Genomic DNA, 12,949 nt, shown 5'->3' on the forward strand with positions numbered 1-12,949 from the left:
TGTTGCTTTATCCAAACTATTTAAAACGAAGCAATCAACACTCTAATACACGTGGTCTGTATTCATCGTAAGCATCCGAGATCAGTTGCTTATGAAGTACACTACTGGTAATGATCGCTTTCCGCTTTGCTTTCAAAACAATCTGCTCTATATCCGCATAACTGCACCCTGCCAAGCGTTCACATATGTAATCTTCCAGCCGGGTCTCCTGTTCAAATGCCCCCACCAACTTGCTGATATACAATCTACGACTTGAATCATCAGGCATACCGTAGGTCATCTTGGTATCAAACCGCCGCCAGATGGCATGATCCAGTTGGGTCTCCAGATTGGTTGCAGCCACCAGAATGCTGTCCCCATCGAATTCGTCCAGACACTGCAACAACGTATTGACGACACGCGCCATCTCTTTTACTTCATCATTGCTCTCACGTGTCCGGCCTATGGCATCAAATTCGTCCAGAAATAACACACAGGGATTCATTCGTGCATATTCGAATAACTTACGTACGTTACTCCCCGTCTCCCCAAGATGGCTATGAATGATCGCATCTAATCTCACAAGAACCAATGGCAGATCAAGGCGCTCCGCTAGATGTGATGCCGTTAATGTTTTCCCTGTACCGGGAGGCCCGAACATGACCATTTTGTTGGGGATTGATACATCATGCTCTCTGAACTTCTCTTTCATGCCCAGAATGGTTATGAATTCGTTAATGATACGCTCATTTTCAGCGGAAAATACAATATGCTGGGCTTTGCGCCTGCACTCTTTTGGCGTGTAAAAAGCGGCCATATCGATCCCTTTTGCTCGGGGAATCCGGTTCATATGGTTCATTTTGCTCATGTATTCACATGCTCCTTCATTTATGGTTTCAGTCCATGATTCAAGTTATATAAGTTGAACTAATGAATATTTACACTGACCACTTCGTTGACAGATCAACCTTCCGATCGCTGTTATCCCCAGATTTTTTGATTATTTCCCTAGAGGGGAAATCCGGGGATAAAGGCGAAGTATATGCTTCCGATGCAGCTTTTTTTCCAAAAGCTTTTAGCTCCGCTCCTTCAGGTTCTTTCTGTCCTCTCCGTTTTCGTGTAAATGTTTAGTTCAATTTATATAGAATCAATTAGACTTTTAATCGTAATTATTACTATTAAATAATAACATAATACTGTCTTTTTGCAAAGATAACCACAGCACGTCCACTATTTTGCCACAGATGGGGGCATTTGGTTGCAAGCTTCAATTAAATTTGCTATTCTAAGTATGCATCGTTGTGTATAACGCAAAAAAGCCCTCCGAATTTCACGAGAGCAAAAATTTTCCAGATTCGCAAGCGGCAACTTGTTATATCCGGATTCTTTATACCAACGACTGTAATCCAATTAAAGTGAGGTTAACAATCATGGCAAAAGACGTATTGTGTGAAGTTAATTCCTGTCGTCACTGGGCTCAAGAGAACAAATGTAACGCTTCTTCGATCTACATTGTGAGTCACAGTTCCAAAGAAGCAAGTCAGTCTGCTGAAACAGACTGCAAGACTTTTGAAGTAAAATAAGTAATTTCAATTGATCCACTTAAAGGAGCCCTTACCGGTTCCTTTTTTCTTTGTCTATTGTAACAAGAATGATAATTATTATCAAGCCCTATTCTGTAAAAATCCTTCTCACCTCTTCAATGCACATTGGACAGATGACCTACGTACACTACGTAAGAAGTCAGTATGCCCATGAACGATTAGAACCAAGAGGTGAATAACAATGCCTGTTAAAAGTGGCACACAGTATCGCGAACGAATTGATGCACAGTCCGTCCCTTGCTGGTACAAAGGTAATCTTATTACTGGAAAACGCTCTGAACATGTAGCATTTGCTGGTTTAATGGAGACTCAGATGTACATGTATGATCTACAATCTGATCCTCAATTTGCGGAAAAGATGACGTATGCCTCCCCGGCAGACGGCAAACCTGTGGGCATATCCTTCCTGCCTCCAACGAGTGCCGATGACCTCCGTAAACGACGGGAAGGGATGAATATCTGGGCAAATGTCCATCATGGCTTTCTTGGTCGCTCACCCGATTACATGAATACAGCCATAATGTCCTTTTACACAGGTGCCGATCTCCTGAACGAATTATCTCCCCAATATGCAGAAAATCTCAAAAATTATTATGCATACTGCCGTGATCATGATATCACGTTATCCCATGCCTTCATTCAGCCATATGCCAGCAAAATCTCAGGGCAATTGGATGCTACTGAGGATGCTATCGCCGCAAAGGTCGTAGATCGCACCGAGGAAGGCCTCATTATTAGCGGTGCATTCATGATGGCTACACAAGCTGCCACTTCGGATGAGATTTTTGTCTATCCGTCACCTTCTCCCGCCCCATTTGATGACGAAAATCCATTTGCATTCTCTTTTGCTGTCCCTAATGATCTTCCGGGAATCACTCTGGTATGCAGGGATACTTACGCAGCCGAATCTCACACCAACTATCCTCTGAGTTCCAGATATGAAGAAATGGACAATATCGTCATCTTTGACCGGGTGCTCGTTCCGCATGAACGGATATTTTTTGCAGGAAGTGAGGAAATGTCCTCGCGTCTCTTCAGTGGTAGCAACTTTCATATTCATGCAGGTCATCAGGTATTGTGTCGTTATATAGCCAAGACGGAATTTGTTCTCGGTACAATCCAGCTTCTCACGGATACGCTGGATCTGAATACGGAAGCACATGTTATAGAGAAATCTGCACGTGTGTTCGCAGGTCTTGAATCGTTAAAAGCATTGGCTTTGGCCGCGGAGGCAGGTGCAATACCAGACGGAAGAGGATTTGTATTACCTGCACCCAAACCATTGATGGCAGCCAATCTCCTTTTTCCGAAACTTTATCCTGAGATGATTGAAATTTTGCAACTCTTGGGTTCGAGCGGGGTGATTATGATCCCTCAGGAAGAAGAGTTTCAATCCGATGTCGCTCCTTCACTGAATATATATCTGAAAGGGAACGATATGGCTTCTCACGAACGCAACGCTCTGTTCCGACTGATCTGGGAGCTTGGGGCTGGATCATTCGGGGGCAGACAGACCCAATTCGAACGATTCTTTTTTGGCAATGTCCTTACGGTATCCAATCGGTTGTTCTCCGTCTACAACAAAGATCAGACGAATCGTCAGCTCGTTCGTGATTTTCTATTCAACACCAACAAATAAGAGAACCAATGAATCATTTTTATACCAGATGGTCATAGACCGTCATCAGTTCAGAGGCTGGTCTGCTTGCATCCATATCCCGCAATGCAGGCTGGTCTCCGTAACCGATATGGAATACCCCCAGCACCTTCTCTTCACTTGTCAGACCCATCAAATTCATAAACACAGGATGTTGTTGATAATCATTGATCTTCCAGACCGCATTCAAACCCTGTTCCGCAGCCAGAATACTAAAACGTTTGCTCCAGGCTTTGGCCGGCAGAAGATCATCCTCACGGGCATTTCTAGGCGCCACGACAACCAGATGGGTAGGGATTGCTTCCGTGTATTGATATGTAGCCCAATCGCCGTAGCGATCAGCCAGATGGGGTGGATAGCTCTGTCTGACCGCTTCCAGATAAAGCTGTCGTCCTTCGCCTGCAAACAACATAAACCTCCAAGGTTCTGAACTCATTACATATAATGAAGGATCTGCTTCATCAAGCAACTTTCGTATAACCGACTGGGGTACTGGCAACGGACTGAATTCGCAAGTTCCTGCACGTCTCTTGCTGCTGCTTATATCTTGACTTAGACCGGTAGACATGGCAACTTCCCCTCCTCTATCTGCATGATATATCGTTATCCTTCAACTGTCTTCACATCAACCATGTTTTTTTCGGTTCAATGGCTTCCGTTCTCCAGCGATCTACCTCTTCGTGTATGCGCGCTTTATCACGCGTCGTAAACTGTTCTGACTCCACCACCTCTGCTTGCGGCATGCTGTCACGTATCAAGCGAATGTAGTCCATGGAACGTATCAGAGACTGGCGTCCAGGGATGTACCTGATTTTGCGTCCTTCCAACAAGCAGTATATCTCGATCATACCCGGTAATTTTCCGAAGGCTTCCCAGCAGAATGCACTGACCATATGCTGAAACGCCTCAACTACGTTTGGATCATGGACAACCATATATTTCTGAATAAGCAGCGAATCCCAGCCTTCTGGTTGCCAGGCCGCCTGGAATATCATCGATAAATGCATGGATAATGAAGGTAACTCCGTTCTCCACTGTTCAAAAAGAATGGCTGGATGCTTCAGATCATCGTTCATTGCAATGGCGAGTGACAATTCATCCGTAATCTTGTTCTTCACATCCCAGTAATGGAGAACAGATTCGAAACCATCCGTCTTTCTGGGCCACCACTTCTCAAGTAAATACTGTACGGGTACCTCTTTGCGAACATCGGGGTCGAGACTGTAAAAGGCATTGACCGCATGGCTCACCGCATATTGTACACGGTGCCTCCATTGCAGTGGAAGACGCTGCTCAGACACTGGTTCAGGGCGGATGAATCGGTGTGGGCTGCGCAGCATTTCTTCCAATCTGTAATCTTCAAGCAGACGTTCAGGAAGGTCATTCCTTCCGACTGGCATCGCTGCCTGAACATTATGTCTTAACATGATCTTTAGGACACCTGTAATCCGGCAGCAGCGAAGCGTTTGCCAAAGTCACGGCATGTTTCTTTCTCCTGCTCAAGCGGACTATATTCAATTTTCAACATCTCTGGAGATACCTCCGCCCCACGCTCTTGCAGCTTGGCAGCCGCGAGATCAACTGCACCGCAGAACTGCTCATACGAGGTGTCACCACTACCAAACACCGCAGCCCTCTTACCACTCAGGTCAAGCTCATCCAGCTCCTCATAGAAATCAAGGAATTCATCCGGCAACTCCCCATCTCCCCAGGTGTACACACCGATCATGAATCCGTCATAGTCCAATACATCAGATGCATTACAATCCGTTACGGATTTCAGGTCTGCCTCGTGGCCTCCCTGTGTAATTCCTTCCACAATCAGTTCTGCAATTTCTTCTGTATTTCCTGTCATGCTCGCATAAGCCACTAACAATTTAGCCATCTATTTTTCCCTCACTTTAATTTGATCATGTTATATTCTCTCTATGAAGAAAGAATGAATTTTGGATTAACAAAATCATATGTGATAATGATTATCATTGTCAAATTAAATTTTTGGTTATCTTTGATTTTCAGTATATGGCGCACCTCGGATATCAACACAGCTAAAATACTTCATCCTTTAACGTCAGATGTAATAGCTTCCTCCAATGATCCCGTCCCCCAACTGGCGTACAAGCCCTTTTTTGTTGTACAATAGTATCCAAATGACTTTTGAAGGATGGATAAATCATTATGTACGTAGCTAAGAATTGGAAGGACTATGAAGTAATCGATACAGGAGGCGGCGAGAAACTGGAGCGTTGGGGAGATGTGATTTTACGCAGACCCGATCCACAGATTATCTGGCCCCTTGAGCAAGAAACCAATGAATGGCGTCAGGTGCATGGTCACTATCATCGCAGCTCTTCCGGTGGCGGTAACTGGGATATGAAAAAGCCCATTCCCGAGCGTTGGACGATCGGATACGAAAACCTGAAATTCCACATTAAACCTACCAGCTTTAAGCACACTGGTCTGTTCCCTGAACAAGCCGCCAACTGGAGCTGGATGATGGATAAAATCTCCAATGCAGGACGCCCTATTTCTGTCTTGAACCTGTTTGCCTATACAGGCGGAGCAACGGTAGCCGCAGCTTACGCAGGCGCTTCTGTTGTGCATGTGGATGCAGCTAAAGGCATGGTTCAATGGGCCAAGGAAAATGTTCAATTATCCGGACTGGCTGATCGCCCTGTTCGTTTTATTACAGATGATGTATTTAAATTCGTACAACGGGAACAACGTCGCGGAAATCGTTACGACGCCATTATTATGGACCCTCCTTCATATGGCCGAGGCCCTAATGGAGAGACATGGAAACTGGAAGAGAACCTATATCCTTTCCTGAAGTCATGTATGACGATCTTGTCGGATAATCCATTATTCATGCTGGTTAACTCCTACACTACGGGCATTTCCTCTACGGTTCTGCGCAACATGTTGACCATGACGATGTCTGCTCAGTACGGTGGTGACATTACAGCAGGTGAGATTGGTCTGCCAATCACACGCAGTGGTCTGGATCTGCCTTGTGGTATTCTGGGCCGTTGGGAGTCTTAATCATGTCAGAACATCGGCATGATCACGATGCAATTCCGATTCTGTTCGAAGACAACCATCTGTTAGGTATTACGAAGCCGGTCAATGTACCTACCCAGGAAGATTCATCAGGTGATCCGGATTTGCTTACATTGCTGAAGCAGGATCTGAAAGAACGATACAACAAACCTGGCAATGTTTATCTCGGGTTAGTACACCGACTTGATCGTCCTGTTGGAGGGGCAATGATTTTTGCCAAGACTTCCAAAGCAGCTTCGAGATTGTCCGAGACTGTGCGGGGACGTCATTTCCGTAAAATATATGCGGCTGTTGTACATGGCAAGTTGCCTGCACAGCAGGGAACGTTAAAACACACGCTCCTGAAAGATGCACGAACAAATACCGTTACTGTTGTACCTAAAGGTACGGCTGGCGGTAAGGATGCCGTTCTGGATTACCGTGTTATCGGCGAGACAGACCGTTACAGCCTCGTCCATATCGAACTGCACACCGGCAGATCTCATCAGATTCGGGTGCAAATGAAAGAAATCGGCTGCCCTCTGTATGGGGATCAGAAGTACGGCGCAAGCGTGAATAAACCCGGCCAGCAGATTGCTCTATGGTCTGCGATTGCTGCTTTTCCTCATCCAGTTACTAAGGAAGAAGTTATTCTGCAATCTTTGCCTGCAAGAGAATTCCCCTGGGCAGAATGGCCAGCTGCCGTGTACCAAAAAGCTTTTGGACAACCTCTATAAGTGCACAGGATCAGGTTACATCTGTCCATACAACGTGTCGTTCAGATTCTGTATCTGAACGACACGTTTTCTTATATTTTCAGCTATATACCTAAGATACAGAGAGGAGACATTATGATGACCCCGTTTACCAAACAAGTCGTTGCGATCATCGCGGCGATTCCCGAAGGTAAAGTGATGACTTACGGTCAGATTGCAGCCCATGCCGGGAGTCCAAGAGCCGCGAGACAAGTCGTACGTATTCTGCACTCGATGAGCCGCAAGGAACGTCTGCCCTGGCACCGTGTCGTCAATGCAAAAGGAGAAATCTCCATACCGGACGAACACTCGCGCATGATGCAGGAAACAGAACTGATTAGCGAAGGTGTGGAGTTTCAACTGAACGGAACCATTAATCTCAAACAGTTCGGTCATGAGCCCGATCCTGTATTTCTTATCGATCCAACGATCCAGCCCGAATAATAAAAGTACTCTCCTCTATCGCGCACACCAAAAAAAGAGAACTCAGGCAGTTAGGGTTACCCCTTCGACTGCTAGAGTTCTCTTTTTGGTTTTATCTGATATTCGTTATGCTGTAGCCGTCGCTTTTTCCTGTTCTACAGTAACAGGCTCAACAGCTGGTTTTGTTTTCCGAATAAAGAACGCCATGATCAAAGCAACCACGGTCATTCCGGTAGCCACGATGAATGCATAGTTAACGCCGTAAATCGTTGCATCTGCTGTAGCTGCTAACATCGCTGTCTTATTATTAGGGTCAACTTGGCCAGCAGCCACTGCATCCGCCAGATGTGTTTTGAGCTTACTACTCATGATAGTAACCAGAATGGCTGTACCGATCGCACCGGCAACTGTACGCAATGTATTGGACATCGCTGTACCATGTGCGTTCAGACGTTGAGGCAGTTGATTCAGACCTGCTGTCTGGATTGGCATCATCAGCATCGACATACCGAACATACGAGCCGTGTAGATAAACATCATGTAGCCGTAGGTAGTATCGATTGCCAGACGACTCAGTCCAAAAGTTGTAATTGCCGTAATGGCAAGACCTGCAACCGAAAGCCAGCGTGCGCCCACTTTATCAAATATGCGACCTGTAATTGGAGACATAATCCCCATCAATATCGCACCGGGCATCATCAGAAGTCCTGATTCGATTGGTGAGAATCCACGAATGTTTTGCAGGAAAATAGGGAGCAGGATCATACCTGCAAACATCGCCATTGTCACGAGCATATTGATAATCGTTGTTAATGTATACATGTTGTACTTGAAAATACGGAACTCAAGGAGCGGATGATCTGTTGTCAGTTGACGAATAACGAACAGAATCAGGGATATCGCACCTACGACGAGACATCCAATGACAATTGCACTGCCCCATCCATCGGTACCCGCATCACTGAATCCGTAGAGCAAACTACCAAAACCTAGTGTAGATAAAATAACGCCTGGATAATCCAGTTTAGGTCTGGATTGACGTGTTACGTTTTTGACAAAAGCAATACCAATTGCCGTTGCAATTATAGAGAATGGCAAGATGATGTAGAACAACAATCTCCAGGAATAATGCTCAACCACATAACCTGAAAGTGTAGGCCCAATCGCAGGGGCCAGAATCATCGCGATCCCCATGGTTCCCATGGCCTGACCACGCTTCTCGATTGGGAAGATGGTCAGGAATACAACGGTCATGAGAGGCATCAGGATACCTGCACCTGCCGCTTGAATAACACGACCTACCATCAGAATGGTGAAGGTTGGACTAAGACCACAGACTAACGTTCCTATGGTAAATAGAGTCATGGCTGTAATGAAAATTTGACGTGTTGAAAATTTGGCAATCAGATATGCCGTAACCGGAATCAGTACACCGTTGACGAGCATATAACCCGTAGTTAACCATTGGGCTTTGTTTGCATTGATCGCGAGGTCTTCCATGATTTTAGGAAGCGCTACGTTCATCAGGGTTTGGTTCAGGAATGCCACAAAGGCACCAATTAACAATGCCGCTACAATAGGGCCTTTCTTGATGTTGTCCATCGCTGAGGATGGAGCTGCAGCAGTAGTCGTACTCATATGTTGTTCATCTCTCTTCCTTCTAACTTTTCAATCATTTGACTATGAATTCTAAGTAGGTGCTCAAGGTCTTCCTTCGATATATCCAGAATGGGTGACACTCTTTCCATCCACAAATGGTGCGTTTCCTGTTGGGCCTGTTCCCCTTTATCCGTAATCTGAAGCTTAACGGATCGGCGGTCAGCATCCGAACGTGTCCGAACGATATACTCGCCTTTGACGAGCCGCTCCACAACAGCACTCATGGAACTGCTGCCCATATGGCATAGCTCAGCCACTTCGTTGATGCCAATGGAAGGACGCTCCCTCAGAATGGATAACACCATAAACTGAATCGAAGTCAGCTCGATCTCCTTGTTTTCATTCCAAAATGCTCGAAAAAGCATTTGATTCACTTGGCGGAACGAATTAATAATATAGAATACTTCATACGTATCAGTCATTGTTTCACCCTTTTACTTTTGGAATATAATATTTCGTACACGAAATATCAGGGGAACAATTATTTATTATAACAAAAATATTTACATAGTCAACTCTTTACATATGAATTCACAAAAATAATATTAGGACATACTAACTGTGTTACATCCATGCCTTTACCCAACTAACCTGGACACAGTGTGTAGCATATGTAATTTGTAAATAAAATAACCATAGGGCTCCTGCATGAAACGAGCAGGCACTCCTATGGTTATTCAGAAGAATCAGCATGGTATCATACCGAAGTAGATAAGGCAGGCTCTTTGGTCTTGGGTGTTGTCATTTTGCCTAACAGATATACCAGCAATTGCTGATTGTGCATCGAAATGTTACTGAGAACAGAGTTCATGAATTCATTCCGGATGGTGATTCCCCGCTCTGTCTCCATTCTTCCTTTCTCTGACAGAGATACCCACACAATGCGTCGATCCTGATTATCCCGATTCCTGCGAATCAGATCATTCTTCTCCATTCGATCGAGCAGCATGGTTACAGCAGCTGGCGTAGTCGACAGATAAGGAATCAGATCCGAAGGTTTCATCTTCTGATGGTCTTCAAGTACCTCCAGAACAGCCAGCTGAGCCTCCGTTAATGAGGGTGCCAGCTCTTGATCCATATGCAATTTATAATCTTTGGTCAACCTGGACCAGCACTTGGCAAAATCGGAATTATACATCTTCCATCGCTCCTCTCTGCAACCGGTTATCACTTCACCTGCTTAAGTTTTCGCGCTCCAAAGCCGCATTCCTGCTGCCTTTTTTCAATTTCCTAGCGATCGACCGTAATCGACGAAGGTTGTTAAACTTCGCATGAATGCCCTCTTCTAATCCGCCTTCGAACAACAAAAAAAGACTCCTCGCATGACAGGATTAGCTGTTCTGCGAAAAGTCTCGTTTGTTTGTTTTTATGAAGATGATGCTGGTTGATTTTCATTGAAGTCCCTTAGAAGTTCAACGATCTCGTCCTGTTTGTCCACATGAACGATCAGTTTGCCAATATGTTTGCGCTCTGTGATCGGAACACCTTCCGAAGAGATCGGGAACACTTGGCCTTCTTTAGTCATGACAGTGATCTTACGTTGCTCTTTGCAATAAAACGCTCCAACAATACGGCTACCATTCGGTTTCACACGTTTGCCTTCTTTGAACTCGAATGTGGCAAGCCCCTTGCCTCCACGGCTCTGTATAGCGTAATCCAGAAGTAATGATCGTTTACCATATCCCAGATCGGACAACACGGCAACTTCACCTTCATCTCCTTCTACCCATAGAGCCGATACAACTTCATCTGTATCTCTTAACTGAATACCACGAACACCACCGGATACACGTCCCATTGGATTAACCTCATCCTCTCGGAAACGAATCGCCATGGCTTCTTTTGTAATCAACATAATATCTTGACCACCTGTACTTAGATGTACAGATAACACTTCATCGTCCTTGCCCACTTTACAAGCCGCAACTGCACCGGAACGCTTGGTAACGTAATCCTTCAGCTCCGTTCGTTTCACCTGTCCTCTTCGCGTAACGAAGACCAGACTGTGGTTTGGCTCTTCAAAGGATTTCACAGCAAGCACACTTGCAATACGATCATCTTTCGCAAGGGGAATGACATTCACAATGGCTGTGCCTGGATCTTTCCACTTGAATTCAGGTACCTGGTGAACAGGTAACAGGAAGTACTGACCTTTCCTCGTAAAGACAAGCAAGTTCTCAAGCGTATTTACTTCCAGAACCTGAGCGATATAATCGCCATCTTTTACTCCACTTCCGCTCCGTTCACCACCAGAACGTGTAAAGGACTGCATGCCTGTACGTTTCACATATCCCTCTTTGGATAACGTAACAAATACATCTTCCGCATTCACAAGTACTTCGAGATTAACCTTAAGTTCTTCCACTTCACCCTGGATCGCAGAACGACGGTCTATGCCGTATTTCTCACGAATCTCCATCAATTCCTTGCGGATGACTCCGATGAGCTTGCGGTCACTATCCAGAATGGATTGTAATTGTGCAATCTTTTTCATCAGTTCACCGAGTTCCTTCTCCAGAGAATTGATCTCCAGATTCGTCAAACGGTACAATTGCAATGTAAGGATGGAATCCGCTTGGCGTTCCGTGAATCCAAACATCCACATCAGGTTGTTTTGGGCATCTTGACGGTTCTTCGACGCTTTGATAGCCGCAATGACCTCATCAAGGATGTTAAGTGCTTTTACCAAGCCCTCGAGCACATGCGCACGGTCTTGCGCCTTCTCCAGCTCAAACCGGGTACGGAATGTTACAACCTCCCGCTGATGGGCAATGTAAGCCTCGAGGATCGATTTCAATCCTAATTGGTGAGGTGCTTTATTCACAATCGCAACCATATTGAAATTATAGGTGACCTGCAGGTCGGTTTTCTTCAGCAAATAAGCCAAAATACCTTGTGCGTCCGCTTCTTTTTTCAACTCAACCACGATTCGCAGACCTTCACGTCCGCTCTCATCACGCACTTCGGCAATACCTTCAACCTTCTTCTCAAGTCGGATGTTCTCCATCGCTGTAACCAGACGAGACTTCACGACCTGATAAGGAATTTCGGTAATGACGATCTGCTGTTTGCCACCGCGCATGTTTTCAATCTCGGTTTTGGACCGGATATAGATCCGTCCCTTACCTGTGCGATAGGCATCCAGAATGCCGTCACCGCCCATAATCAATCCGCCTGTTGGAAAGTCAGGACCCTTCATAAACATCATGATTTCGTCCAGCTCAATCGACGGTTTCTCCATCACAGCGATCGAAGCATCAATGACTTCACGTAAATTGTGTGGAGGAATCTCCGTTGCAAATCCGGAGGAAATACCGCTGACACCATTAACCAGCAAGTTCGGATAACGGGATGGCAATACAACCGGTTCTTTGGCCGTATTATCAAAATTATCCTTAAACAGAACCGTCCGTTTCTCGATATCGCGAAGCATCTCCATCGCGATGGGCGACAAACGGGCCTCCGTATACCGCATCGCCGCTGCCGGGTCATCATCCTGTGATCCCCAGTTACCATGACCATCCACGAGCATATGGCCCATTTTCCATGGCTGAGCCATCCGTACCATGCCCTCATAGATGGATGAGTCACCATGTGGATGATAATTACCCATTACGTCCCCAACGGTTTTGGCAGACTTGCGGTAAGTCTTGTCAGGCGTATTGCCTGAATCGTACATGGCGTATAGAATACGCCGTTGTACTGGCTTCAACCCATCCCGGACATCCGGAATGGCTCGATCCTGAATAATATATTTGGAGTAGCGACCGAAACGGTCTCCAACGACCTCTTCGAGAAAGGCCGGCATAAATTGTTCTGATGGACTCATTCCA

Annotated in this window: 13 protein-coding genes; 5 read left to right on the top strand and 8 right to left on the bottom strand. The window is 45.6% G+C overall.

Features of this window, described 5'->3' with window-relative positions; all coding sequences use genetic code 11:
* Positions 1 to 34 precede the first annotated feature (34 nt).
* Positions 35 to 847, bottom strand: a complete 813-nt coding sequence (locus BS614_RS22055) for an AAA family ATPase (RefSeq protein ID WP_074095585.1) — start codon at positions 845 to 847, stop codon at positions 35 to 37.
* 562 nt (positions 848 to 1,409) lie between these two features.
* Between BS614_RS22055 and BS614_RS22060 the strand changes: the two genes are divergently transcribed.
* A complete protein-coding gene (locus BS614_RS22060; RefSeq protein WP_074095586.1) occupies positions 1,410 to 1,562 on the top strand; it encodes a DUF1540 domain-containing protein in 153 nt (50 codons plus the stop codon).
* 202 nt (positions 1,563 to 1,764) lie between these two features.
* Positions 1,765 to 3,222, top strand: coding sequence for a 4-hydroxyphenylacetate 3-hydroxylase family protein (locus BS614_RS22065; RefSeq protein WP_074095587.1), 1,458 nt, complete (start codon positions 1,765 to 1,767; stop codon positions 3,220 to 3,222).
* A 19-nt stretch (positions 3,223 to 3,241) separates the two neighbouring features.
* Here BS614_RS22065 and BS614_RS22070 read toward each other — a convergent pair whose 3' ends face one another.
* From BS614_RS22070 to BS614_RS22080, 3 genes are read right to left on the bottom strand one after another with little or no spacing between them, the layout of a single operon-like run.
* On the bottom strand, positions 3,242 to 3,808 hold the full coding sequence (locus tag BS614_RS22070) for a nitroreductase family protein (RefSeq protein WP_074095588.1): 567 nt from the start codon (positions 3,806 to 3,808) through the stop codon (positions 3,242 to 3,244).
* A 52-nt stretch (positions 3,809 to 3,860) separates the two neighbouring features.
* Positions 3,861 to 4,667, bottom strand: a complete 807-nt coding sequence (locus BS614_RS22075) for a hypothetical protein (RefSeq protein WP_074095589.1) — start codon at positions 4,665 to 4,667, stop codon at positions 3,861 to 3,863.
* A gap of 5 nt (positions 4,668 to 4,672) precedes the next feature.
* Positions 4,673 to 5,125, bottom strand: a complete 453-nt coding sequence (locus BS614_RS22080) for a flavodoxin (protein WP_017687802.1) — start codon at positions 5,123 to 5,125, stop codon at positions 4,673 to 4,675.
* A 293-nt stretch (positions 5,126 to 5,418) separates the two neighbouring features.
* Between BS614_RS22080 and BS614_RS22085 the strand changes: the two genes are divergently transcribed.
* From BS614_RS22085 to BS614_RS22095, 3 genes are all read left to right on the top strand, one after another.
* Entirely contained in the window at positions 5,419 to 6,282 is an 864-nt protein-coding gene (locus BS614_RS22085) for a class I SAM-dependent methyltransferase (protein WP_017687801.1), read from the top strand.
* Between the two features lie 2 nt (positions 6,283 to 6,284).
* On the top strand, positions 6,285 to 7,016 hold the full coding sequence (locus tag BS614_RS22090; protein ID WP_074095590.1) for an RluA family pseudouridine synthase: 732 nt from the start codon (positions 6,285 to 6,287) through the stop codon (positions 7,014 to 7,016).
* 117 nt (positions 7,017 to 7,133) lie between these two features.
* Positions 7,134 to 7,478: an MGMT family protein gene (locus tag BS614_RS22095; RefSeq protein WP_036613313.1), complete on the top strand. Its 345-nt coding sequence runs from the start codon at positions 7,134 to 7,136 to the stop codon at positions 7,476 to 7,478.
* A gap of 105 nt (positions 7,479 to 7,583) precedes the next feature.
* On the opposite strand, the gene BS614_RS22100 is transcribed toward BS614_RS22095, so the two are convergent.
* The 4 genes from BS614_RS22100 to gyrA form a co-directional block, all read right to left on the bottom strand.
* Positions 7,584 to 9,095, bottom strand: a complete 1,512-nt coding sequence (locus BS614_RS22100; protein ID WP_047843512.1) for a DHA2 family efflux MFS transporter permease subunit — start codon at positions 9,093 to 9,095, stop codon at positions 7,584 to 7,586.
* A complete protein-coding gene (locus BS614_RS22105; protein ID WP_036613308.1) occupies positions 9,092 to 9,538 on the bottom strand; it encodes a MarR family winged helix-turn-helix transcriptional regulator in 447 nt (148 codons plus the stop codon). Before BS614_RS22105 ends, BS614_RS22100 begins: the two co-directional genes overlap by 4 nt.
* Positions 9,539 to 9,813: 275 nt before the next feature.
* Positions 9,814 to 10,254, bottom strand: a complete 441-nt coding sequence (locus tag BS614_RS22110; protein WP_036613306.1) for a MarR family winged helix-turn-helix transcriptional regulator — start codon at positions 10,252 to 10,254, stop codon at positions 9,814 to 9,816.
* Between the two features lie 228 nt (positions 10,255 to 10,482).
* Complete coding sequence (gene gyrA / locus BS614_RS22115) at positions 10,483 to 12,945, bottom strand: DNA gyrase subunit A (RefSeq protein ID WP_047843513.1); 2,463 nt, start codon at positions 12,943 to 12,945, stop codon at positions 10,483 to 10,485.
* Between the last annotated feature and the right edge of the window lie 4 nt (positions 12,946 to 12,949).

Origin of the sequence: Paenibacillus xylanexedens (genome assembly GCF_001908275.1) — a bacterium.
GTDB lineage: Bacteria > Bacillota > Bacilli > Paenibacillales > Paenibacillaceae > Paenibacillus > Paenibacillus xylanexedens_A.

What these genes read in the sequence shown, in the direction of transcription:
- BS614_RS22055 (WP_074095585.1), bottom strand. Translation starts at nt 847, where the DNA reads ATGAGCAAAATGAACCATATGAACCGGATTCCCCGAGCAAAAGGGATC.
- BS614_RS22060 (WP_074095586.1), top strand. Translation starts at nt 1,410, where the DNA reads ATGGCAAAAGACGTATTGTGTGAAGTTAATTCCTGTCGTCACTGGGCT.
- BS614_RS22065 (WP_074095587.1), top strand. Translation starts at nt 1,765, where the DNA reads ATGCCTGTTAAAAGTGGCACACAGTATCGCGAACGAATTGATGCACAG.
- BS614_RS22070 (WP_074095588.1), bottom strand. Translation starts at nt 3,808, where the DNA reads ATGTCTACCGGTCTAAGTCAAGATATAAGCAGCAGCAAGAGACGTGCA.
- BS614_RS22075 (WP_074095589.1), bottom strand. Translation starts at nt 4,667, where the DNA reads ATGTTAAGACATAATGTTCAGGCAGCGATGCCAGTCGGAAGGAATGAC.
- BS614_RS22080 (WP_017687802.1), bottom strand. Translation starts at nt 5,125, where the DNA reads ATGGCTAAATTGTTAGTGGCTTATGCGAGCATGACAGGAAATACAGAA.
- BS614_RS22085 (WP_017687801.1), top strand. Translation starts at nt 5,419, where the DNA reads ATGTACGTAGCTAAGAATTGGAAGGACTATGAAGTAATCGATACAGGA.
- BS614_RS22090 (WP_074095590.1), top strand. Translation starts at nt 6,285, where the DNA reads ATGTCAGAACATCGGCATGATCACGATGCAATTCCGATTCTGTTCGAA.
- BS614_RS22095 (WP_036613313.1), top strand. Translation starts at nt 7,134, where the DNA reads ATGACCCCGTTTACCAAACAAGTCGTTGCGATCATCGCGGCGATTCCC.
- BS614_RS22100 (WP_047843512.1), bottom strand. Translation starts at nt 9,095, where the DNA reads ATGAGTACGACTACTGCTGCAGCTCCATCCTCAGCGATGGACAACATC.
- BS614_RS22105 (WP_036613308.1), bottom strand. Translation starts at nt 9,538, where the DNA reads ATGACTGATACGTATGAAGTATTCTATATTATTAATTCGTTCCGCCAA.
- BS614_RS22110 (WP_036613306.1), bottom strand. Translation starts at nt 10,254, where the DNA reads ATGTATAATTCCGATTTTGCCAAGTGCTGGTCCAGGTTGACCAAAGAT.
- gyrA (WP_047843513.1), bottom strand. Translation starts at nt 12,945, where the DNA reads ATGAGTCCATCAGAACAATTTATGCCGGCCTTTCTCGAAGAGGTCGTT.